Annotated in this window: 22 protein-coding genes and 2 pseudogenes; 12 read left to right on the top strand and 12 right to left on the bottom strand. The window is 69.8% G+C overall.

Features of this window, described 5'->3' with window-relative positions:
• Positions 1–42: 42 nt before the first annotated feature.
• From ACZ39I_RS37080 to ACZ39I_RS37055, 6 genes are all read right to left on the bottom strand, one after another.
• Positions 43–1,845 carry an ABC transporter ATP-binding protein gene (locus ACZ39I_RS37080; protein WP_467249625.1) on the bottom strand — a complete coding sequence of 601 codons (1,803 nt, stop codon included), beginning with the start codon at positions 1,843–1,845 and terminating at the stop codon, positions 43–45.
• A gap of 77 nt (positions 1,846–1,922) precedes the next feature.
• On the bottom strand, positions 1,923–2,360 hold the full coding sequence (locus ACZ39I_RS37075) for a lasso peptide biosynthesis B2 protein (protein WP_467249473.1): 438 nt from the start codon (positions 2,358–2,360) through the stop codon (positions 1,923–1,925).
• Positions 2,357–2,611: a lasso peptide biosynthesis PqqD family chaperone gene (locus tag ACZ39I_RS37070; RefSeq protein ID WP_467249471.1), complete on the bottom strand. Its 255-nt coding sequence runs from the start codon at positions 2,609–2,611 to the stop codon at positions 2,357–2,359. Before ACZ39I_RS37070 ends, ACZ39I_RS37075 begins: the two co-directional genes overlap by 4 nt.
• An 80-nt stretch (positions 2,612–2,691) precedes the next feature.
• Entirely contained in the window at positions 2,692–4,542 is a 1,851-nt protein-coding gene (locus ACZ39I_RS37065) for a lasso peptide isopeptide bond-forming cyclase (RefSeq protein ID WP_467249469.1), read from the bottom strand.
• A gap of 25 nt (positions 4,543–4,567) precedes the next feature.
• A complete protein-coding gene (locus ACZ39I_RS37060) occupies positions 4,568–4,678 on the bottom strand; it encodes a keywimysin-related RiPP (protein ID WP_107102704.1) in 111 nt (36 codons plus the stop codon).
• Positions 4,679–5,148: 470 nt separating this feature from the next.
• On the bottom strand, positions 5,149–5,505 hold the full coding sequence (locus tag ACZ39I_RS37055; protein ID WP_467249467.1) for a hypothetical protein: 357 nt from the start codon (positions 5,503–5,505) through the stop codon (positions 5,149–5,151).
• Between the two features lie 802 nt (positions 5,506–6,307).
• Between ACZ39I_RS37055 and ACZ39I_RS37050 the strand changes: the two genes are divergently transcribed.
• A complete protein-coding gene (locus ACZ39I_RS37050; RefSeq protein WP_467249465.1) occupies positions 6,308–6,742 on the top strand; it encodes a VOC family protein in 435 nt (144 codons plus the stop codon).
• 211 nt (positions 6,743–6,953) lie between these two features.
• Here the strand turns inward: ACZ39I_RS37050 and ACZ39I_RS37045 are convergent, their stop codons facing one another.
• The gene (locus tag ACZ39I_RS37045) at positions 6,954–7,328 is read right to left on the bottom strand and encodes an STAS domain-containing protein (RefSeq protein ID WP_467249463.1); all 375 of its coding nucleotides are present in this window, start codon (positions 7,326–7,328) and stop codon (positions 6,954–6,956) included.
• Between the two features lie 441 nt (positions 7,329–7,769).
• Here ACZ39I_RS37045 and ACZ39I_RS37040 point away from each other — a divergent pair, with 441 nt between their 5' ends.
• The 7 genes and pseudogenes from ACZ39I_RS37040 (at position 7,770) to ACZ39I_RS37010 (ending at position 13,711) form a co-directional block, all read left to right on the top strand.
• Positions 7,770–8,375 (top strand): ATP-binding protein, encoded by a 606-nt coding sequence (locus ACZ39I_RS37040; RefSeq protein WP_467249461.1) that lies wholly within the window; start codon positions 7,770–7,772, stop codon positions 8,373–8,375.
• Positions 8,376–8,740: 365 nt separating this feature from the next.
• Positions 8,741–9,082, top strand: a complete 342-nt coding sequence (locus ACZ39I_RS37035) for an STAS domain-containing protein (RefSeq protein WP_467249459.1) — start codon at positions 8,741–8,743, stop codon at positions 9,080–9,082.
• A 12-nt stretch (positions 9,083–9,094) separates the two neighbouring features.
• Positions 9,095–9,457: pseudogene (locus ACZ39I_RS37030) on the top strand (maleylpyruvate isomerase family mycothiol-dependent enzyme); the annotation flags it as partial.
• A gap of 227 nt (positions 9,458–9,684) precedes the next feature.
• Positions 9,685–10,503 carry a hypothetical protein gene (locus ACZ39I_RS37025; protein ID WP_467249457.1) on the top strand — a complete coding sequence of 273 codons (819 nt, stop codon included), beginning with the start codon at positions 9,685–9,687 and terminating at the stop codon, positions 10,501–10,503.
• Positions 10,504–11,439: 936 nt separating this feature from the next.
• On the top strand, positions 11,440–12,324 hold the full coding sequence (locus ACZ39I_RS37020) for a thermonuclease family protein (RefSeq protein ID WP_467249455.1): 885 nt from the start codon (positions 11,440–11,442) through the stop codon (positions 12,322–12,324).
• A 39-nt stretch (positions 12,325–12,363) separates the two neighbouring features.
• Positions 12,364–12,750 carry a hypothetical protein gene (locus ACZ39I_RS37015; RefSeq protein WP_467249453.1) on the top strand — a complete coding sequence of 129 codons (387 nt, stop codon included), beginning with the start codon at positions 12,364–12,366 and terminating at the stop codon, positions 12,748–12,750.
• Between the two features lie 154 nt (positions 12,751–12,904).
• Entirely contained in the window at positions 12,905–13,711 is an 807-nt protein-coding gene (locus ACZ39I_RS37010) for an alpha/beta fold hydrolase (protein ID WP_467249623.1), read from the top strand.
• A gap of 69 nt (positions 13,712–13,780) precedes the next feature.
• On the opposite strand, the gene ACZ39I_RS37005 is transcribed toward ACZ39I_RS37010, so the two are convergent.
• The gene (locus ACZ39I_RS37005; protein WP_467249451.1) at positions 13,781–14,716 is read right to left on the bottom strand and encodes an MFS transporter; all 936 of its coding nucleotides are present in this window, start codon (positions 14,714–14,716) and stop codon (positions 13,781–13,783) included.
• A gap of 329 nt (positions 14,717–15,045) precedes the next feature.
• Here ACZ39I_RS37005 and mscL point away from each other — a divergent pair, with 329 nt between their 5' ends.
• Entirely contained in the window at positions 15,046–15,489 is a 444-nt protein-coding gene (gene mscL / locus ACZ39I_RS37000; protein WP_467249449.1) for a large conductance mechanosensitive channel protein MscL, read from the top strand.
• Between the two features lie 108 nt (positions 15,490–15,597).
• Complete coding sequence (locus ACZ39I_RS36995) at positions 15,598–16,005, top strand: STAS domain-containing protein (RefSeq protein WP_467249447.1); 408 nt, start codon at positions 15,598–15,600, stop codon at positions 16,003–16,005.
• Positions 16,006–16,453: 448 nt separating this feature from the next.
• On the opposite strand, the gene ACZ39I_RS36990 is transcribed toward ACZ39I_RS36995, so the two are convergent.
• A complete protein-coding gene (locus tag ACZ39I_RS36990; protein WP_467249445.1) occupies positions 16,454–16,993 on the bottom strand; it encodes a hypothetical protein in 540 nt (179 codons plus the stop codon).
• Positions 16,994–17,400: 407 nt separating this feature from the next.
• Between ACZ39I_RS36990 and ACZ39I_RS36985 the strand changes: the two genes are divergently transcribed.
• Both ACZ39I_RS36985 and ACZ39I_RS36980 read left to right on the top strand, forming a co-directional pair.
• The gene (locus tag ACZ39I_RS36985; RefSeq protein WP_467249443.1) at positions 17,401–17,685 is read left to right on the top strand and encodes a hypothetical protein; all 285 of its coding nucleotides are present in this window, start codon (positions 17,401–17,403) and stop codon (positions 17,683–17,685) included.
• Positions 17,686–17,777: 92 nt separating this feature from the next.
• Positions 17,778–18,112, top strand: a pseudogene (locus ACZ39I_RS36980) (carboxymuconolactone decarboxylase family protein); the annotation flags it as partial.
• A gap of 99 nt (positions 18,113–18,211) precedes the next feature.
• Here the strand turns inward: ACZ39I_RS36980 and ACZ39I_RS36975 are convergent.
• Genes ACZ39I_RS36975 through ACZ39I_RS36965 form a run of 3 tightly spaced genes read right to left on the bottom strand, consistent with a single transcriptional unit; the run spans position 18,212 to position 20,937 of the window.
• The gene (locus tag ACZ39I_RS36975; RefSeq protein WP_467249441.1) at positions 18,212–19,030 is read right to left on the bottom strand and encodes an ABC transporter permease; all 819 of its coding nucleotides are present in this window, start codon (positions 19,028–19,030) and stop codon (positions 18,212–18,214) included.
• Complete coding sequence (locus ACZ39I_RS36970) at positions 19,027–20,028, bottom strand: ATP-binding cassette domain-containing protein (protein WP_467249439.1); 1,002 nt, start codon at positions 20,026–20,028, stop codon at positions 19,027–19,029. The genes ACZ39I_RS36975 and ACZ39I_RS36970 overlap by 4 nt, the downstream gene beginning before the upstream one ends.
• A 60-nt stretch (positions 20,029–20,088) precedes the next feature.
• Complete coding sequence (locus tag ACZ39I_RS36965; RefSeq protein ID WP_467249437.1) at positions 20,089–20,937, bottom strand: DUF4097 family beta strand repeat-containing protein; 849 nt, start codon at positions 20,935–20,937, stop codon at positions 20,089–20,091.
• Between the last annotated feature and the right edge of the window lie 71 nt (positions 20,938–21,008).

Below are 21,008 nucleotides of genomic sequence, written 5' to 3'. Positions count from 1 at the left end.
CGCGGTCCAAGACGCCCGACCAAGGCGCCGGACCAGGGCGGGTCACATGGGCGGCTGCGGTCTGCTGGCTGGGCCGAGGCGGTCGGTGCTCAGAGTGCCGGCGTCGGCGCTTCGCGGGTCGTCGCCCGGCCGTAGCATCTGGCTCGCGGCAAGCTCGCGGTACAGAGAGCTGCCGGCCAGCAACTCTTCATGGCATCCGCTGGCGACGGCGCGACCGTCATGGAGGACCACGATGTGGTCGGCGTGCTGCACGGTGGACAGGCGGTGCGCGACGACCAACAGGGCGCACTCCTGGGCGATGTCCTTCATCACGGAGGTGAGGGCGGCTTCGTTGATGGCGTCGAGGTGGGAGGTGGGCTCGTCGAGCAGGAGCAGCGAGGGGCGGGCCAGCAACGCGCGGGCGATCGCGACGCGTTGGCGCTCGCCGCCGGAGAGGGTGCTGCCCCGTTCGCCGACGACGGCGTCCAGACCGCCGGGCAGCCGGTCCACGACCTCTTCCAGCTGGGCCAGCCGCAGGATGCGCCGGATCTCTGCTTCCGGGGCGTCGGGCCTGGCGTAGGCGATGTTGTCGCGCAGGGTGCCGTGGACGACGTGGGCGTTCTGGTCGACGACGGCGATGCGGCGGCGGCATGTGTCGCGGCTGAGCCGGGCCGCGGGCAGCCCGTGGAAGAGGACATCGCCTGAGGTCGGCTCGTAGAACCTGGCCACCAGGGCGAACACTGTGCTCTTTCCGGCTCCGGACCGTCCCACCAGGGCGACGTGCTGCCGGTGCGCGACGCAGAACGACATCCCGCGCAGGACCGGCCGGTCCGCGGCGTAGCCGAAGTGGATGTCGCGCAGGGCGAGGACGGGCCGGTCACGGGTTGCGCACAGCCCGGTCCGTGAGCCGGAAGGCGGTGGGATCGCGGGCGCGGTGGGTTCGACGGGCAGTCGGAGTGCCTGGTCGATGCGCTGATAGGCGCCCATGCCGCGTTGGACGAGGCCCGCGGCGTGGAACACGGAGGACAGTGGCAGGACGAGATAGGAGGCGTACAGCAGGAAGGCGACGAGGTCGCCGAGGGAGCCGGCGTGCCCGTTGACTCGCAGGCCGCCGATGACCAGGACGATCAGGAACGAGCCTTGTACGGCGAGTTCGACGGCGGGGCTCATGACGGAGGCGAGCTTGGCGGTGCGCACTCCGGCGCCGTAGGCCGCCTCGACGCGTGCGCCGATGCCTGCGGCTTCGCGTTCCTCGGCGCAGTGCACTCGGACCATCGGCAGAGCGCCGAGGGCGCGTTCGAGGTCCGCGGCGATGGCCCCGACCGAATTCTGCATACGCGCGGAGGCGCCTCGGATGCCCGTGAGGAGGGAGGCGACCACCAGGGCCGCCGCGGCAACGGTGCCCGCGACCAACAGCAAAAGCAGCGGATCGAGCCACAGCATGATCAGGACGGCGCCGGCGGCGACGATGCTGCCCGTCACCAGGTCGACCAGGGCTTGTGAGACGACCTCCCGGAGCAAGGTGGTGTCGCTCGTCACCCGGGAGACCAGGTCGGCGCTGCGGTGGCGGTCGTACTCGCGCATCTCCAGCCTGAGCAGCCGCCCCACCAGACCGTGCCTGAGCTGTCGCACGACGCCTTCGCCCATCCGTTCCAGCAGGAAGCGTCCCGCGGTCCCGGTCGCAGCCTCGGCCACGAACAGCGCTCCCAGAAGCGCCAGCGCCGACCAGGCCACTTGTGCGTGCCCGCTCGCGTCGACGACGTGCTTGGCAACGAGCGGCTGGGCCAGTCCCAGGGCGGAGCCGACAAGCGTCAGCACGGTGGCGACGACGATGGTGTTGCGGTGTCCGGCGGTGAGCCGGTACATCGTGGCCACCGCCTCGCGGGTGGAAGTGTCGCCGACGGTGACGGAGGGCCGGTCGCCGTCGCCGAGGGTCGTGCCGGTCACCGGCCGGTCGGGCGCGGCAGCGGGCCGACGGCCACCAGCCGGGCGAAATAGCCCTCCGGCGCTCCCTCACCGACGGCGCGGCCCTCCGCCTCGATCCAGGCGTGCGCGGTGAAGGGCGGGACGACGCGCACCCCCGTGCACCAGGTCGGCCATGTCCCGCCCAGGCGGCACAGCAGTGCCGCCCCCAGCGAGCGGGGGAGGCAGCCCTTCGGCCCGGCGCAGTGCAGGCTGGCGGCGCACATGGCGTCGCGCGCGTTCTGGGCCTGGGCGGCGGTGGCGGGAGCGGCCCCGCGCCGCAGCACGCCGAGGACTGCGCGAATGCGGCGGGGCGGCAGGAGCGCGAGGAGGACGGCCGGGAGCAGGACCAGTCGGGCGGACAGGCGCCGCGCCAGGGGAACACCGGTGGGGCGTTCCAGCGCGCTGGGCGTCGTCACGATGCCAGCCCCGAGCCGCGCAGCTGTGCGACGAGCTCCTCGACGTCCCGCAGGGCCTGAGCCTCGTCGATGTCGAACTCCCGGACCAGGGCGGCGGCCGCGTCCGACTCATCACCGCCGTCGAGCAGCTTCCGCACGACGACAGTGGCAGTCGGATTCAACTCCCAGTAGGCGCCTGCCCGTTCGTCGAGAAGTACCGTGCCGTAATCGGTCTCGGCCGTGGAGACATCGTCGCCGAACCTCAGGGACATGGGGGACCTTTCTGACGTCGGGATGGGGGCGCGGACAGAAGGGATGCAGCACCGGGCGGCGGACGCGTGCGGGGAGGTGATCAGGGGCGGGGAACGCGAGCGCGGCGCCGTGCCAACGCACGCAGCCACACCTCGGCGGCGATAGTGGAGTAGAGGATGGCGTCGGACAGTCCGGGTGAGGCGGGCCTGCGGGCGAGGCGGCGCAGTTCGGCGCCGTCCACCAGTCCCAGCTCCTCCAGCCGGGAGTCCTCCCACAGGGCCAGCAGATCTGCGCGGTGCTCCCGCAGACCGTTGGAGGCGTCCATGGAGGCGGTGGCCTTGTCGGCCCGCCGCAGGCACGCCTCGGGGACGACGCCGCGCATCGCGGCGCTCAGGACGGGCTTGTAGGCCCAGGGCGTGACGCGCTCGCCCGGGCGTACGGACAGACACGCCTCGATGACGCGGTCGTCGAGGAAGGGTGAGGCCAGCGGCAGACCGGCGCCGGCCGCCATCCGGTCCCATTGGCGGATGATGCGGGTGCACGAGCGGATCTGCTCCAGGTCGCTGTGCATGCCACGGTCGGGATGCAGCGGCGAGGCCGTCGCCGCGGCCGAGTACAGAGCCCGGCGGGCCATGCCCTCGGCCTCGGCGGTCACCCAGCCGAACAGGCGCGGCGCCATGCCCCAGCCCAGCCCGGTCGCGACCGACGCCGGCAGCGGATCGCGCAGATGGCCGGCGGCGTCGGCGAGCCATCTGCCGTACGGCCGGGAGTCGGCCAGAGCGCGGACCGTCCCGTCCAGGGGCCACTGCCACAGGGCCCGGAACCCGCGCAGCTGCCGCACGGCGAACAGCGGCCGGGTGCGCAGCAGCCGGTGGTAGTACGCCTCGGAGCACCACGCCACGTGGTCACCGCCGATGCCGGTCAGGTGCAGCCGGCTGCCGCGTGCGGCGAGATGGGGCAGATGGTGCAGGACCCTGGAGCGGTCCATGACGCCGATGGTGGGCTCGTCCAGGACGTCGTCGACGGTGAGCAGGTCCTCGTAGACGAGCGGTGAGGCGGCGGCGTCCCAGACCGCGTGCTCGACGTCCGGGAGGTGGCTGATCGCCTTGCGGGCCCAGTCCAGGTCGGTGTCCGCCGGATCGCGTCCGGGCCACGTGCCGGCCACCACGCGGGCGGGGGAGCGGTCCGCAAGGAAGCAGACGGACGTCGAGTCCAGGCCGCCGGACAGGTCGCAGCTGACCACGCCGCCCTGCCGGGTCCGGGCCCCGACGGCCTCCTCCAGGGCCGCTCGGATCCGGGGAGCCGCCCGGGCCAGCGGTCGCACCGGCTCCGGCGGCGTCCACCAGCGGGTGTGTCGCACGGTGCGCCCGTCCGCCGCGACGATCAGGGCGTCCTGCGGGGGAACCGCGGTGACCGCGCGCCACAGGGACGTCTCGAACAGCGGGTACGGCGCGGGCCACAGCAGCCTTACGGCCAACTCCTCGACGTCCGGGTCGAGGTTCAGCGCGTCGGCGAGGATGTCGGCACGGGTGGCCGCCACCCGCACGCCGTCGATCTCCGCGTGGAAGACCAGCCGCAGTCCCGAGGCGGAGCCCTGCACCCTGATCCGTCCGTCGAGCGAGCCGGCGAGGTGGAAACTGCCGGGCAGGGACCGGGCCAACGCGTCGAGTTGCGAGAGGTCACGCAAGCGTGCGGCTCGCCGCCGCAGTTCACCGGCGTCGATGGGACAGCAGCCGATCACGGCGAGGGCGGCGTCGCGGGCGTGCGCCGTGACGACCTCCTCCTCGTGCCAATGGCCCACAAGCCAGGGCCGGCCCGACGCGTGGGTGAGGGTCCGGCTTCCGGTACGGGCGAAGGAGCGGGCCACGGCGGCCGCGTCCGCACGGTCGGTGAAGACCGCGAAGTGCGCGTCGCCGGGGCCCGTACCCGCACTCTCGTGCAGTTCAGTCATGACGTCGGGTGATGGATCGCCGTCGTCAGTTCTTGCTCAGGATCAGGCGGTCGTTGCCGGAGCGCCCCAGGAGCCCCGTCTCCTTGCGGAAGGTGCCGAGCCGGACGAGCGTCGGTGCCTCGTAAGCCTTCTTCATGACCACTCCTCATGTACGGGTTGCGACCACTTCCCCGATCGACGACGTCCAGGACTGCCCGGGCGCCGTCGCTCCGGCGCGGGACTCATCGGGAGCCCGCGCCAAGAAGCGGTGCAGCACCCAGCTAGCGGCACCGCGCGCGCCCGATGCAAGGGAGAACACAAACATCTGCTAATACGACAAAGCCCAAGTTGGCGGGGTGCGTAAAGCCCCATTCCACGGCTGCTTTTCGCTGCCCTGTCCGAGGCCCGGGTGTTCGCCTGCAGGAAGTAACGTTTTGACCTGAGTCGCTGCGGACGCTCTTCGCTGCGCGCCACTGCTCCCGATGACCGGCTGAGGCAGCGCCGCCCCGGCGCAAAGCGTGGGCTCTGCCGTGCGCCGCGTGCTGCCGCAGATCGCGGCCAGGGCACGCTGGTCGTGAAGCCGCAGCGCCGCCGCGGAGCCGGCTACATCTCTGATCCCACGAAGCGCTAAGCCCAAGAGCGCGCCGAAACAGCAGGCCCCTGCCCACCACGAAGGGCAGGACAGCTGCTCGCTGCCCGCAAAGACGTGGTCAGCGCCCTGCTCGGCACCGGAGCTCTCGGCATCGCGGCAGCCCTCATTGGCTGGCCCGTCGGCTGACAGACGAACGAGTGCCAACGGCTCGTCCGCCGGAAGAACTCCAGCGGCTCCCGTCTACAGCGAGCGCCCAACAACCACCGAGGTCGCGCTTCCGCGCCCCGGCCGCCGGCAGACATCAGAGACGCAGGGGCTGCTCGCGTCGCATCGGCCAGCTGCCGGCGGGCCACGTACAGCGCGGTGTCCAGCTGGCGGGTGCCGGTGACCACACACAGCGTGTAGGACGCTTCCTCGAGCCGGGGTCTGATCTCCGCCGGAACCTGCGCCGGGGGGAGTGCCAACCGCCGCGCGAGACGCCCTACCCGACCTACTGGGGTATCCGCTCGCTGACCGCACTGGCGAAGCCTGGCGACACCATGGTCAAGTCGTCCTCGGGTAACTTGTCGCTTGCTGTGCACGCGGTGCGGAGCAGCAACGGCGGTTTGAACGTCATGCTGATCAACAAGAGCCCGCAGAACGCTGCGCAGGTGTCGCTCTCGTACGCCGGATTCACCCCGGCCCCAGGGGCGGTCACGACCGTTTCGTATGCCAAGGGAGACACTGCCCTGAAGACGGCGAAGCGGGGCACAGCGGTCGCGCAGACGCTGCCGCCGTACTCGATCACGACTCTTCAGCTGAAGCGCGCGTCGGGGGCAGCCGGCGCTGACAAGCCGACGCCCGCCGCCACGCCGACCGCCGTCACGCCGGTTGTCTCCACTCCCGGCACGTTGACTCCGGCAGTGACCCTAGAGCCGGAGGCGGGGCCGTCCCTTATGTGGGGACCATGGCGCTGGGCCGCTACCTGCACACGCGGGCAGAGACCTCGGACCAGGTAACGGACCTAGACCTACCACCCTCGCCACAGCTGTATCCAGCGCGTCCACGCATCTGCAGGCTGTCCCGTAACTGATCCACGAGAGTGGTTGGCCGGGAGCGGAGGATCCTGGGCCCCATCCCTTGGGGGAGGGGGACCGACCTCGGTTCACCCCTGCGACCCCCGCCCGGCGACCAGGGCCCTGTTATCGTGCGCCGATGTCAACGATCAAGCAGTTCCAAGTGACCTTCGACTGCGCGGAACCTGCGCGTCTCGCCGGCTTCTGGTGCGAGGTGCTGGGGTACGTCGTACCTCCGATCCCGACAGGGTTCGCCACTTGGGAGGACTACCATCGCTCACTGCCGCCTGAGGATCAGGTGAACTACTTCGCGTGCAGTGATCCGTCGGGTGTGGGCCCGCGCGTGCTCTTCCAGCGCGTTCCTGAAGGGAAGGTCGTCAAGAACCGGCTGCATCTTGACGTGCGGGCCGGTATCGGACTCGTGGGTGAGGAGCGCCTGGCCACGCTTGAAGCCGAGTGCGCACGGCTGGTCGCGCTTGGCGCGGTACATGTGCGAACGATGCGCGCCGATGGCGAGAACGAGTCCTGCATTGTGATGCAGGACATTGAGGGCAACGAGTTCTGTCTCGACTGAGGATCCTCCGAGTCGGCGAGGTAGGGAGCCGAGCCGTCTCCCTCAGACCTCTCAGGTCTCGTATCTCGCCCGTGGAGAGAAGGGGCGGGCAGGTGAGGGGGGACTGCACCTGCCCGCCCCGAGGGGCCATGACCCGTACGGGGGGGGAACGTGTCACGGCCTGGCTGTGATCGCGGCTCACCGGTGACAGCGCACCGGGGTGCCGCAAGTGTCACCCTCTTCGCGCGGATCCGTCCACCCGGTCGGGCGCCTGCAGCAGCATCGGTCCTGTCCCGGTCACCTGCAGCAACCGCTTGACCACGGGGCTCAGTGGTCCGGAGAGGGTGAACCGCACGCCCGCCTGCTCGCAATGGCCGGCCGCCGCCAGCAGGACGTTCAGGCCGGCGCAGTCGCAGAAGGCGACCCGGCCAAAGTCCACGTCGACGCAGGCCGCGCCGTTGCGGCAGGCGGCCTGCAGCACGTTTTCCAGCCGGGCTGCGCTCAGATGGTCCACTTCGCCCGCCACTGCCACCGCGGTCCGGTCGCCCACGGTGGTGCTGCACACCCGTAGCCGTTGACCGGGCCGCAGGCCGGGATTGCTGTCCACACGGTCAGCCTCTTCGGCGCACACTGCCAAGTCAACGGCGATCCGTGGGCACACTTGTTTCACCGGCAGGCCCTGTACCCGGGCGCCATCAGAGTGAGAGCGTGAGCGTGGGGCGGGAGCCCAGCTGCCCGGCCCCAGGTCGCGCCGGCTGTCTTCCGCCCGGGGCTCGCTTAGACAGTCAGGCGGGAGCCGCCGTCCTCACTCCGGTGAGGCCCGGCAGCTGTGCATCCGCCACCCGGTGTGACCAGCGGATGCGCCCCCACCTGGTCCGGCTGTGCACCCACCCAACCGCCCGTGCAGGCGGCGCCCCGGTGGTGCGCGGGCACTGAAGGCCCGACCGTGGACGGTGACGCCAAGACTGGGGACCGGCGTGCGCGGGCGGCACCCGGGGTACACGCAGCGGGATAGCCCGCCCACAGGCGAACAGTGAAAGAGCTCCACATGGCCATCCCGCTTAGGAATCAGGCGGCAGATGAGCAGGGCACCGGTGAGCAGGCCACGCTGCGTTGCAGCGCGGTCTGGGCCGATGGCGCGGCCCGCGCCGCGGACGCGCGGCATGCGCTGCGAGCCTTCCTTGCCCACGCCCTGCCGACCGGACCCCGCCCGCTGCCGACCCCTCTGGGCATGGACGCGGAACTCGTGGTCAGCGAGCTGATCACCAACGCGGTCCGGCACGCTCCCGGCCCCTGCGCGATGACCTTGACGCTGTGCGGAGACGAACTGACCATCAGCGTGTGGGACTCCTCCGCCAAAACCCCCACGGTGAACGAGGCCGACCCGCACCGCGTCGGCGGCCACGGACTGCACCTGGTCCACACGGTCAGCGACCGCGTATTCGTCGCCGCACGGGACGCGGGAAAACAGATCAGCGCCCACCTGCGCTTGGCATCGGAGCGCCAGGTCACCAGCACGGTCTTGTCCAGGTCCCTTTCGGGAGCATTCCCCGGTCTGACGTGTGAGGGGCGCGAGGTGGCCCCGGCCGTCATGGCGAAGTCTCGCCGGACGGATGATGCTGCAGCAATGGTGGGTCCCGCCCGCCCGGCGTAACGCAGCGTGGTCGCCCCAGACCACGGACCCCCGGGTCGCCCCAGGCCACGGACCCCCGGGTCGCCCCAGGCCACGGACCCCGACCGTCCGATGGCGGACCGCCCGCACGGCGGCCAGGGCTGCGGCCTGAGCAGCCTCGACCAGCGCCTTCAGGTCGGCGTACCTGCCGATCACGGGCGGGGCCACACGGTTCCAGTTATGCGACGATGCTGGGACACGAGATCGACCGGCACCGCGGGTGCCGCTCTTTGGGTTCTGGGCATGCCCCCTTCCCGGGCATCCAGCTCCTGCCATCGCCGGCCCGTCCCTCTCAAGGGGCGCTTCGCCTATGGGCTCCTCACCCCCTAGAAGGGGGCTCGCCCACCATGCACTTCACCCTGCGGATCGACGGCGCCGCCGCTCACATCACCGTGCACGGAGAGATCGACTACACCACCCTGCCCACGCTGCGTGCCGCCGCTGCCGGGCTGCCGCCGCATGTGACCGAACTGGTCTGGGACCTGCATGACGCCTTCTTCATGGACGTCGCCGGCCTTCACCTGCTCTTCGAACAGCCATCACCACAGGGCCCGCCCCGCAAGACGACAGTGACCAACCTCGCGCCCCAGCCGTTGCGGCTGCTGGTTCTCGCCACCGAAGCGATCCCCGCCCTCGAACTCGCCCAACTGCTCCCCGACACACTCCCGGACACCCTGCTCGATGACTGAGAGGGCCACGGTCAGCATCCCACCGGACAGGACACCGACCCGGAGCCCAACGCTCTGTCCACGGTCCTGGACACCTTCATGAGGGCATTGCCCCACACGCTGCGTGACACGCCCGCACCCGCCGGGACACAACTCCAGGTGGCCATCGATGAGCCAGCCATCGGTACCTGGACCGTGACCGCCGCCGCGGACCGCTGGTCACTGGCCGAAGCACCCAGCGGCCAGCCGACCGCATCAGTACGGCTGGACCCAGAGACCGCCTGGCGACTCTGCACCCGCAGCATCGATCCCGGCACTGTCCTCGCCCGGGCCCGCCTCAGCGGAGACCGTCAGATTGCCGAAGCCGCCTGCCAGATCGTGTCCATCGTCTACTGATGGACGCTGCGCGTCGAGGTCCATCGCCCTGGTGCGACGGCAGCTCTCACAGGTGGCAGACCGACATCACGCATTCAAGTTCAACAGTGCGTGTTTCTGAACCGCGGCCGTCGTTGAGCGGGTTCCCGATTCCCCGGGGCGGAGGTCACTCCTGTCCGCAACCCCTCCCCGTGGATGCGCGCCTTCAGGGAAGGGAAGGAAGTGGGTGGACAGCGGAGGGGGTTCTGATGACGGAGATGCGCGAGAGCCGGAGCGAGCGGGGCACGCCTGAGAAGCAGCGCACGCCGCGGCGCACTCTCGGCACCTGGCGGGTCAGGCGCCGTTTCCGGCACGGGGAGCGGCCGGAGGTCCGGCCCTGGCCGGACGTGCACGAGGACGTCGCGTACCTCACCCGGGAGTTGGGCCGCTGGCACCCCGACACCCTCGCCGCCCGCTCGAAGGTCTTCATCTGGCTCCTCCGCGAAGGGCTGCACCCCGAGATCCTGCGGCTGGCCGAGGCGGAAGCGGCCGAACGGACCGCGGAGTTCGGGGCCGACCACCCCAACACCCTGAGGTCACGATCGTCACTCGCCTGGCGCCGCCGCAGGGTCGGTGATCTGGACGGCGCCCTCGCCGAGGCGCGGGCGGTAGCGGACGACTCCGCCAGGGTGCTGGGCCCCGACCACGCCGACACCCACCGCTGGCGGGCGAGCCTGGCCCGGTTCCTCGCCGAGAACGGCGAAGCGGCCGAGGGGGTACGCCTGCTGCGAGCCCTGTATGCCGAGTCCCAGGCCTTCGGCTGGCAGCGGAAAGACGAGACGCGGTCCATACGCAAGGCCCTGGTCACGGCGCTGGAGCTGAACGGCGACCTCCAGGAGGCCTTGGACCTCCTGGAGGAGGAAATCCAAGCCGAGCGGAGGACGATCTACGGCGTCGACGAGAACCTCGGTGACTACGAGATGAAGCATCTGCAGGAGTGGCGCACCCGGCTGGTCGCCGACGTGGCCTGGCAGGACGGGAACCGGCGGAGAAAGCACAAGCGGAGCAAAGACGCCCCCGACCGGTGACAGCGGAGAGCCGACACAGCACTGAAGAGTGCCCTGCCGAGGGGAGATCTGCCCCGCGGCAGGAGCGGTTCGATCAGGGCCCATTCGTCGTCCCAGGTGTCGGAGGGGTACCAGCGCCGCCGTGGCTACGTTCCCTCCCTGGAAGGCTGGGCGGGGCCGGCCGCAGCGCGGTCTGCCCACGCCGGTCAGACGTCGGTGAAGTCGGCGATGACGTCAAGGGTGGACTCGACCGAGTTGAGCCGGGTGTTGAGGTGTTTGATCCACCGGCCTTTGGGCTGGAGGACGGCGTGCGGGGCGAGGGTTCCGGTGATGAAGCGGCGGATCTCGGTGAGCTTCCCGCGGGTGATCGCAACCTCGTATGCCTGGAGTTCGGCGGGGTCGGCGCAGAATGGTGGGACGACAGCTCGCTGGATCTGACCAGCTGGGCGAAGGTCAGACCCGCCGGGCGGGCCTTCTGGGGGGCAGCAGCCCGCTGATCAGCCTTCAGCGGCACACGCTCACGATTCGTCGCCACTCCGCACCCTGCTAGTGCGAGAGTGGCGGTATGTGTGGTCGATACGCGTCCACTCGCAGCCCGCAGGAACTGGCCCCGCTCTTCCAGGTGCCCGACGTCCCGGCGAAGGAGACGCTCGCGCCGAAACTGGATTGACGCCCGCCGTGCTGCGCACCCCGAAGTGGGCGAGCGCGCGGAGCTGGACGAGTTAGGTGGTGCCGCGGGCATGGCGCTGCCACCAGCGCATTGCCCCGGTGAGGTCGAGGAGGGCACCGCCCTCGAGCATCTGCACGCGCGGCCCTTCCCGGGGGTCTCCCCTGTCTACCGAGCCCCGGTGAGCGTGTGGGGGCGGGCCCAGCGCGGGATGATCTGCACGCGATACCAAGACGAGCACCCTGTGTCATTATCAGATACACAGAGTGATGTCCGTTTAGGGAGTCGCCATGTCTATGCTGCTCATCAAGGGCTCGTTCAAGGTGTCGGAGAAGGCCAAGCCGGACGGCGACACCATCTCGTTCATCCCGGACAACGTGGCCGATTGGAAGCTCGTACCCGGGTCCAAACCGATCGTGCCCGCCGCCGACGGCCACGCCAACATCCGGCTCGAAGGCATCGACGCGCTGGAGACCCACTACGCGGGCAGCTACGGAGCGGACCAGCACCAGCCGATCGGTCTCGCCCACCAGGCCGCGGACGAACTGCTGACGTTCCTCGGCTTCACCAGCATCGTCCGTAAGCCGGACGAGACCGTCACCCTCACCCCCGCCAGCGTTCCCGGCTTCATCCTCACCCGAGGCTCCGACACCTACGGCCGCTGCGTGGCCCTGGTCGGCCGCGGCACCCCGCCCGGGTGCAGCGGCTACGAGATCAACGTCAGTGACGCCCTGCTGAAGAAAACCGCAAATCACCACCTGCTCTCGCTCGGCCTGGCCTACCCGACCTTCTACACCGGCTTTCCCATCTCCCTGCGTAACGTCCTCGCCGCCGCCGCCCAGCAGGCGCGGGAATCCACACCGCCGCTGGGCGTGTGGGCCAAGGACGTGACGCAGTCCGGAGTGAAGATCACCGGAATGGCCTCGCTCACGGCCGACGACGGAGCGGTCATCCTCCCGAAGCTGTTCCGCCGGCTGAAGGAATACCTGGACCTCGACCCCACAAGCCCGTCCCTGGCCTGCCTCCTGGCCTACCTGGGTGGAGGCGCCGACAAGTTCCACATGCCGCCGACCTCCAAGGAGATCACCGGCCTGCAACACGCCATCGAGATCACCAACGGCAACACCGTGAGGATGACCCACCAGCCCGAAGAGATCATCTTCGTCGAAAAGTAGATGGCGGAGCCGACCGGCCATGACCTGTGCGGAGGTGCCATGACGGATCCACGAACGATCCTTTGGCAGGCGCGCCAAGGTCCCGTGCCGCCGCAGTGGCGCGTGTTCACCAAGCGGCGGGGCGCGCTGTCCGGCTTCTTCCGCGGAACGTCGAACGACCCGGACCCGCTGCTGGTGATTACGCTGGACGGCTCCGTCGAGTACATCAGCGAACGCAAGCCGCTGACGATCGTCGTCTTCCAGGATTTGGCCAACATGAAGCTGCAAGTGGCCAGTTCCGATTCGTCGCGTGCCGTCTCCACCTGGGTCGACCTGCGCTACCTCGACGGCAGCAAGTCGAAGTGGCGCTCCGGCTTTGATCTGGAGGCGGTCCAAGGGTTCATCGAGGCCTACGGCGCCCACAAGGCACTTCGCGGATACGCGTGAGTCCCGGCGCGTGCCGTCCTCATCGGTATGGCGGTGTGGTGACGAGAGCGGAGCTCACGCACCTGGGCGCTCGGCTGCACCGTCGCGTTGCGGGTCATTCCAGTGGCTGCGGAGACTGAGGATGAACGGCGGCATCCCAGAGAGGCTTACGGCGATGGGCGAATATGTGGAACTCCCCGGAATGACGACGTGGTACGAGGCGGAGGGCGCCGGCGACCCGCTGCTCCTGCTCCACGGCGGCTTGTGCACGAACGAGACGTGGGCGGCCCAGCGGGCCGATCTCGTGGCGAGGTACCGCGTGTTCCTCCCCGAGCGCCGCGGCCACGGGCGCACACCCGACGTTGAGGGGTCGCTGTCGTACCGGGACATGGCCGACGACACCATCGCCTTCATCGAGTCGGTCGTCCAAGGCCCGGCCCATCTCGTTGGATGGAGCGACGGCGGGATCGTCGCCCTGCTCGTCGCCATGGCCCGCCCTGACCTGGTCCGGAAGGTGGTGGCCATGGGGGCCAACTTCCTCCCCGGTCCGGAAAGCTCCGCGGCGCCGGCGTTGCTGGACCACATGGCGGCGGATGCTCCCGAAATGGCGGCGTTCCGAGGGATGTACGAAGCTGTGTCGCCGGACGGCGCCGAACACTGGCCGGTCATCGTGAACAAGGTCGCCGACATGATCCGCACACAGCCAGCGATCTCCACCGACGACCTGGCCGGTATCAGCGCGCCCACGCTCGTCCTCGTCGGTGACGACGACCTCATCACTCTCGAACACACGATTGCCCTGTACCGCGCGATCCCCCACTCCGAACTGGCCGTCGTCCCAGGAACCTCTCACGCGCTGCCGATGGAGAAGCCCGAGCAGGTCAGCCGGCTCATTCTCGACTTCCTCACGAACGACCCGGTCTCCACGATGTTCCCCATCCGGCGCGCCATGGGGACGCCGTCAGAGGGCAGTCCGGCATAGCGCCAGGGGAGTCAACGGACGACGCCGACGTACGCAAACAGGGAAAAGCAACGAGCCACGTTGCGCAGGTCAACGAACTTTGTCAGCCACAGTGCAGGTCACAGCAAGCGGAGACACGGCCCGGTACTCCGGCCGGCCCTTCGCCCGGCCGGAGAAGGTGCGATCAGACTCCCACGTTCCCGGCACACCCAGCTCCGGGCCCGAGCCGCCCGCCGCCCCACCCCGCCTACGCCCGCGCCCCCACCCCCTGTCCCGCAGGCTCCGCCGCGCGCTCCGCCGCCGGCTCGCGCAGCAGCAGCGCAACCACCGCCCCCCCCCGACCACGCCCAGCACACCGGCCACGAGGAAGGTCGTGCCCTGCGCGCCGCCGACGGCCGAGTGGATCGCCGTGTCGAGGGTCGCCCGTGAGCCGGCCGGGGCGGCCGCCAGGACCGCGGCGGACCCGCCGCTGGTCACGGCGTGCGCGATCTCCGCGCCGCCCGGCATGAGGGCATCGACCCGAGCGCTGAAGATGCTGCCCAGCACGCCGATGCCCGCTGCGAACCCGAGCTGACGTCCCGTGTTCACCGCGCCGGCGGCCATCCCGCTGCGCTCGCGCGGGACCGCGGCCATCGCCGCGGCGACGACCGTCGGGATCGCGATGCCGGCCCCGACCCCGATCACGGCCAGCCCGGGCAGGACCGCGGCCCATCCGGAGCTGCCGTCGAGGCCGAGCATGAGCAGATCGCCGACGCCGATGACCGCCAGGCCGCCGCCGACCGTCCAGCGGAGCGACGCGCCGTGCAGCACGCGACCCAGGCCGCCGGCCACGAAGAAGGCGATCCCGCTCAGCGGCAGCGTCACCAGACCGGCCGAGATCGCGCCGAGGTCGAGCACGGTCTGCAGCCAGATCGACACGTAGATCAGGCCGACGAAGGCGGAGATGGAGAGCAGCGCCACGGCGATCAGCACGAGCACGAACGAGCGGCGGCGCAGCATGGCCAGGTCGAGCATCGGCTCGGCCACGCGCCGCTCGATCTCCTGCGCCGGATGCGCATTCCCACAACCACTTCTGCCACGCTCTGCCCCCACGCTCACCAGACACTCTGTACCCCGGCCGGCCCGATACTCGCCAGCGGCTGACCTCAACGCTCAGCGGTCACAGCGCACCTGCCGGCTCAGCAGGTCATGCATGGTCTGCCGTCGTCGCGCCACTTGGTGAACGGGGACATCACCGCGCCGCGCGGCGGAGTAGGCATGGGCGAAAGGTGGCAGGGCATCCGGGGCGAAGGGGGTGGGCTGACCGCGCTTTCGGTGCCGCCCGTCGACGTCGAGAGCCTCTTAGGAGTGAGAAGGTGAAGGGCTTCCGCAGCTTCATCCTGCGCGGCAACGTGGTCGACCTGGCGGTCGGCATCGTCATCGGGGCGGCGTTCACCGCCGTGGTGAACGGCTTCGTCAGCGCCTTCCTGACCCCACTCGTCGGGCTGGCCACCGGCGCCACCGGCGACATGAGCCGCAAGACCTTCACCGTAGGCGCCACCAAGTTCCCCTACGGCGCCTTCGTCAACGCGGCGATCAGCTTCCTCCTCCTCGCCGGCGCCCTGTACTTCCTGGTCGTGCTCCCGATCAACAAGCTCCACGAACGCCTCGCCCCGCACCAAGACGTCCAGGCCCCCAAACGGGACTGCCCCGAATGCCTCAGCCCCGTACCCGCCCAGGCCCGACGCTGCGCCTCCTGCACCGTCTCCCTGCCCGCCGTACCCGCTCAGGCCGGAGAAACAGCCCAGCGCGCCGGGTGACCTGACGTCTATGGCCCGGCCTGGTCGGAAACCGCGGCCGGCGCGTATGAACCTCATCGGGCGGGGTATCCGGGCTGCTGCCGTGTAAAGCCCGTTCGAGGAGAATTTGTGAGCGAACCAGCAGGTCTGGGTGTCGATGTGGCCGTGATCGGCTCCGACGCCGCGATCATCAGCGTCTGCGGAGAGCTCGACGCTGACACCGGCCTCGCCCTTCAGCACCAGTTGGCCGGCCAGGTGGTGCACGGACGACGTCACCTGGTGCTGGACCTGGCGGAGGTGCCGTTCATGGACTCCTCCGGGCTGCGTGTCATCGTACGGACCGTCAACGACATGCGGAACGTCGACGGATCCGTGTCCCTCGCCGCGCCCACCCAAGTGGTGCGACGTGTGCTTGACCTGACCGGCGTCGGCATGAGCTGCCGGATATTCGACACCGCGGACGCGGCCTGTGAAGCCCTCCTCGGCCGGAAGGGCGAAGTGTCGGATCGCACGGTGTGCGACACGGCAGATCGATAGCGAATCCACCGCGACCAAGCCTCCGAGCAACTCCATCGCGGCGGATGCACAAGGGTGTCCAAGCGGGGCCTCAAGGCTACGCAGGTCGGCAGAGCCCCGAGAGCATGTCTCTCTGGGCGTGCGCGGCATGTAGTTGGTTGGTTCGCCGTTGCTGCCCATACCGCCAGGTGCGGGCGTTTCGCTGTGTGCTGTGCTCAGGGCAACCTCTGCGGGTCTGGACCGTGCGATCAAGCTGCGTAGGGTGGCTGAGTCGGTGATCGCCTGAGCGCTGGGGCAGCCGCTGCCGGAGTCGGTGGGTCGGGAGCTGGACGCGGCTGTGCAGCGGCGCTTGCGGGACATACAGAATTGGCCTGTCAGTTGCTCGACGGCGTCTCGCTCGCCGCCGACGCTTGTGCGACCTAGCCCGTGGGCTAGGTCGCACAAGAGATCACGAGCGGTGGCCGGTGGCTCAGTTCCAGGGGTTCGCGGGCTGGTCGTCGATGGCCGCCCAAAAACGCGTGTCTTTGGGGAGGTAGCCGTGGGCCCAGAACGACCAGCCGCCACTCGACTCCAGGTTGCTGCCGTAGCGGCCGTCGTGGAACTCGGCCATGCGCCAGCCGGTTCCGTAGTACTGGGTGCAGAGGCTGTCGGCGACAGAGCGGCTGGTCAGGGACCTACCCTGGACGGGCGGTGTGGCGGCGACGGTGCCGCGAGCCCAGCCCGCGTAAAAGTCCGGGGTGATCCCGCTGGGTACCACGCTGCCGGTGACTCTCAGGCACAGCAGCGGCAGTGTGGCGGTGGCTGGAGTGTCGCCGTAATACGGATCGGTCCCGGAGTCCGCCCCCACCCTGACGGTGCCGTTCGCGGCTCCCCCGGCGAGCACGGTCCAGGTCATCCCTGACGGGATGGCGGACGGGGCCGCCTGGGCGGGGGTGGCGGCTGTTGACAGCAGGGCGAGTGAGGCGGCGGCCGAGAGACCGACGATTCCCTGGCGGAGCAACTTCCTCATGGGTACTCCTTGTGGCAGCGCGACGAATGTGTGTGCCGGTCGCTGGTGCGGGGCCCCTGATCTGAGCCCGAACCAGCATCCGACACGCACACAAGTCCGTCACGAGACCCTTACATCTGTGGCGGCATACAGCCTCAGATCGGCTTGAACGGCGGCTCCCGCGCCGGGGCTGCCTTCCTACACTCTCTGCCAGCACAGCGCGATGAACTCTGTCTTCCGCCGGCTCTTCCCGGCCGCCGCGCGGTCGGCCCATGAACCCCGCCATCCTGCGCGACGCCCACCGTGCCCTTGGCGCCCCAGTCCATGCGCCCGCACTTCTGCCGTCCGGCAGCTCGCTCGCGACGACGCGAAACCACACTGGAGTACTAGACGAGTCATTCCGATGTGATCAGTGAGCGTTTTCAGCGGTGCCGCTCCAGGGTGAGGCGACCACCCTCGCGCCCGGCGGCCTCCTGATGCCGGCCGGGCAGGTGGGAGACGACGAGTATCTGCGTTTACGTCCGACCCAGGCGTACGGCGACCATCCGGTATCCGTCGAGTCCCACTTGCTCCCGGCCGAGTGGATCGCCGAACTGCTGAGCCGGGCCGGACTCGTGATCACGGCGCGACTTGTGCAGGAGCCCGACGAAGGCGCGCGAGGGACAGTCGCCACCTTCCTGGCCCGGAAATCCGAACGACCCCTCGCGCCATAGTGGTTGTCACGTTCCCGGGCCCGGCGGTGTCTTCATGTCCGACAGGCCGACAGGCCGACAGGCCGACGGACATGGAGAAGAAGGAGCACACCGTGACACTGCGCATCCCGAAGGCAGAACTCCCCGCCGAGCTCACCGAGAACATGATCAAACAGTTCGGTGCCGTGCCCGAGCCCTTCGAAGTGACGCGCACAACCCCAAGGTCGCCCAGGACTCCACGGAGCTCGGGCGCCAGGTGAGCGAGTGGGACATGGCCGACGAGGGGCTCAAGACGTTCGCGCACATGGCGGTTGCCGCGCAGGTCGGCTGCAGTTGGTGCCTCGACATCAACTACTTCCTGGCGCTGCACAAGGACCTGGACCTGGCCAAGGCGAGCCAGGTGCCGCGCTGGCGGGAGTCGGAGGTGTTCACGCCGCTGGAGCGGGACAGGCGCTGGTGCAGAACGACGCCGGGGCGGCGTGCGCCGACGTGGTGACGGAGTACGCCGCCCGCGGGCGGGACGAGCTGTCGGAGGCGGTCCGTGCCGTCACTTCGGGTCGCGGTTGAACACCGCCTTCGACCAGCGGTAGCCGAGCGCCGCGAGGCCCAGGCACCAGACGATGGTGATCCACCAGTTGTTGCCGATCTCGGTGCCGAGCAGCAGCCCGCGCAGGGTCTCGATGGCCGGAGTGAAGGGCTGGTACTCGGCGATCGGCTGGAACCAGTCCGGCATCGCGTCGACCGGCACGAAGGCGCTGGAGATGAGCGGCAGGAAGACCAGCGGCAGCGCGTTGTTGCTGGCTGCCTCGGCGCTGGGGCTGACCATGCCCATCCCGACCGCGATCCAGGTGAACGCCAGGGCGAACAGCGTGAGCAGTCCGAAGGCCGCGAGCCACTCCAGGGCGGTGGCGTCGGTGGAGCGGAAGCCGATGGCCACACCGACGGCGCCGACCAGGACCACGCTGATGACCGACTGCAGCACGCTGCCGATGACGTGCCCGATGAGCACGGAGCCGCGGTGGATTGCCATGGTGCGGAAGCGGGCGATGATGCCCTCGGTCATGTCCATGGAGACGGACACCGCGGTGCCGACCAGGGTGCCGCCGATGGTCATCAGCAGGATGCCCGGGACGAGATACGCGATGTATTCCGAGCGATCGGCGCCACCGCCGCCGATGCCCGCGCTCATCACGTCACCGAAGACATAGACGAACAGCAGCAGCAGAACGATCGGCGTCAGCAGCAGGTTCAGGGTCAGAGACGGGTAGCGGCGCGCATGCAGGAGGTTGCGGCGCAGCATCGTGCTTGAGTCCCGCACGGCGAGCAAGAGCCGGGTCGGGCGGGCGGGAGCCAGGGAGGAGCTCATCGGACAGCCTCACCTTTCTTGTCGGTTCGGTCGGTGCCGCCGGTCAGGGCGAAGAACACGTCGTCGAGGTCGGGGGAGTGCATGGTCAACTCGTCGGCCTCTACGCCGGTGGCGTCCAGCCAGTCGAGGAGGGAGCGCAGCTCGCGCTGGCTGCCGTCGCTGGGGATCTGCAGCGCGAGCGCCTCGTCGTCCCGGGTGGCCTCGTGCAGGGCGGAGGCGGCGGACTGGTAGGCGTCCGGGTCGGTGAAGCGGAGCCGGAGGTGCCCGCCGGGGATCAGCCGCTTCAGCTCGTCGGCGGGGCCCTCGGTGGCGATCTTGCCGTCGTTCAGCACCGCGATGCGGTCGGCGAGTTCGTCGGCCTCTTCCAGGTACTGGGTGGTGAGGAAGACGGTGACGCCGTCGGCGACGAGTTCGCGGATGATCTGCCACATGTTGTGGCGGGAGCGGGGGTCGAGGCCGGTGGTGGGCTCGTCGAGGAAGATGATCCGCGGGTTGCCGACCAGGGTCATGGCGATGTCGAGGCGGCGCTTCATGCCGCCGGAGTAGGTGGAGGCGGGCTTCTTCGCGGCCTCGGTGAGGTCGAAGCGGTCCAGCAGTTCGGCGGAGACCTGTCGGCCTTCGCGCTTGGAGAGGTGGTGCAGGTCCGCCATGAGGAGCATGTTCTCCTCGCCGGTGATCAGCCCGTCGACGGCGGAGAACTGCCCGGTGACACCGATCGCAGCGCGCACGCCGTCCGGTGCCGTGGCGACGTCGTGGCCCGCGACCTGGGCCTGTCCGCCGTCGGCGGTGATGAGCGTGGAAAGGATCTTCACAGCGGTGGTCTTGCCGGCACCGTTCGGTCCGAGCAGCGCGAATATCGTCCCGGCCGGGATGTGCAGATCGATGCCGTCGAGGACGGTCTTGTCACCGTACGACTTGCGCAGACCGACCGCAGAGACGGCGGCCGGCGACTGCCGAGCGTTGCTCTTCCTGGGCGTGGGCATGACAGATGAAGGCATGGGGCCCTCCGATCGAAGGCTGAAGTGATGAGGGGAAGGAGTCGGTTGACGAGGTGGTGCTCAGGCCCTGGCGCGGCGGATGTCGATGTTGCCGTACTTGGTGCGGGCGCGGACCTTGACCGTGTCCTCGGTCTGCTCCGGGCTTTCGGACGCCGTGAGCGTGTTGCGCACTTGGCCCGAGCCCGAGCTGACGTCGAGCCAGGCGGCCGTGCCCTCGCGGACGCCGATGTCGATGGCGCCGTAGTTGGTCTCCAACTGGACGGTGCCGCGGGCCACTTCGCCCACCCGCAGGGTGCCGTGGGCGGTGGTGGCGGTGACCGAGTCCTCGGCGCGACGGATCTCGATGTCGCCGTTGGCGCCGCTCACCCGCAGCTCGCCGGTCGCGGCGTCGACGCTCGTGGTGCCGTGCGAGTTCTTCAGGACGGCGGGGCCGTCGAGGAGGCCGACGCGCAGGCTGCCGGAGCTGGTGGTGATTTCGGCCCGGCCCTCGACGCGGTCCACGGTGATCGAGCCGTGCGACGCGGTCAGCTGGAGCGGGCCCGTCGTGTCGAGGCGGACGTCGCCGGACGAGGTCTTCACGTTGACCTCGCCGAGCCGGCCCTCGCCCAGTACCTGGGCCCAGGCGCCGGTCATGTCGATGCGCGAGCCCGCGGGCAGTTCGACCGTCACGTCTACGGTGCCGGTGCGGCCGAGCCCGAGCAGATTGCCCTTGGGTGTCCTGACGGTCAGGGCGCCGCCCGCGTACGTGACCTCGGTCTGCTCGGCCGCCCGTACGTCGTGGTCCTTCTTGGGGTCGCGGGGCCGCACCTCGACGACGGTGTCGAGGCGGTCGCCGGCGGTGAACTGGATGGATCCGGCCTCCACGCGCGCGGTGACCGAGATCGCTTCGGGAGTGTCGAAAGAAGGCATGGCTGTCCCGTCCTCGTGAGTCTTTGGGACGTCCCCGCTGGTGGGACGTGGTGTGGGTGAAGTGGCGCGGG

It is taken from the genome of Streptomyces sp. NPDC024687, assembly GCF_055559055.1.
The sequence above is the reverse complement of the archived record's forward strand: the minus strand, read 5'-3'. Positions and strand labels throughout refer to the sequence as shown.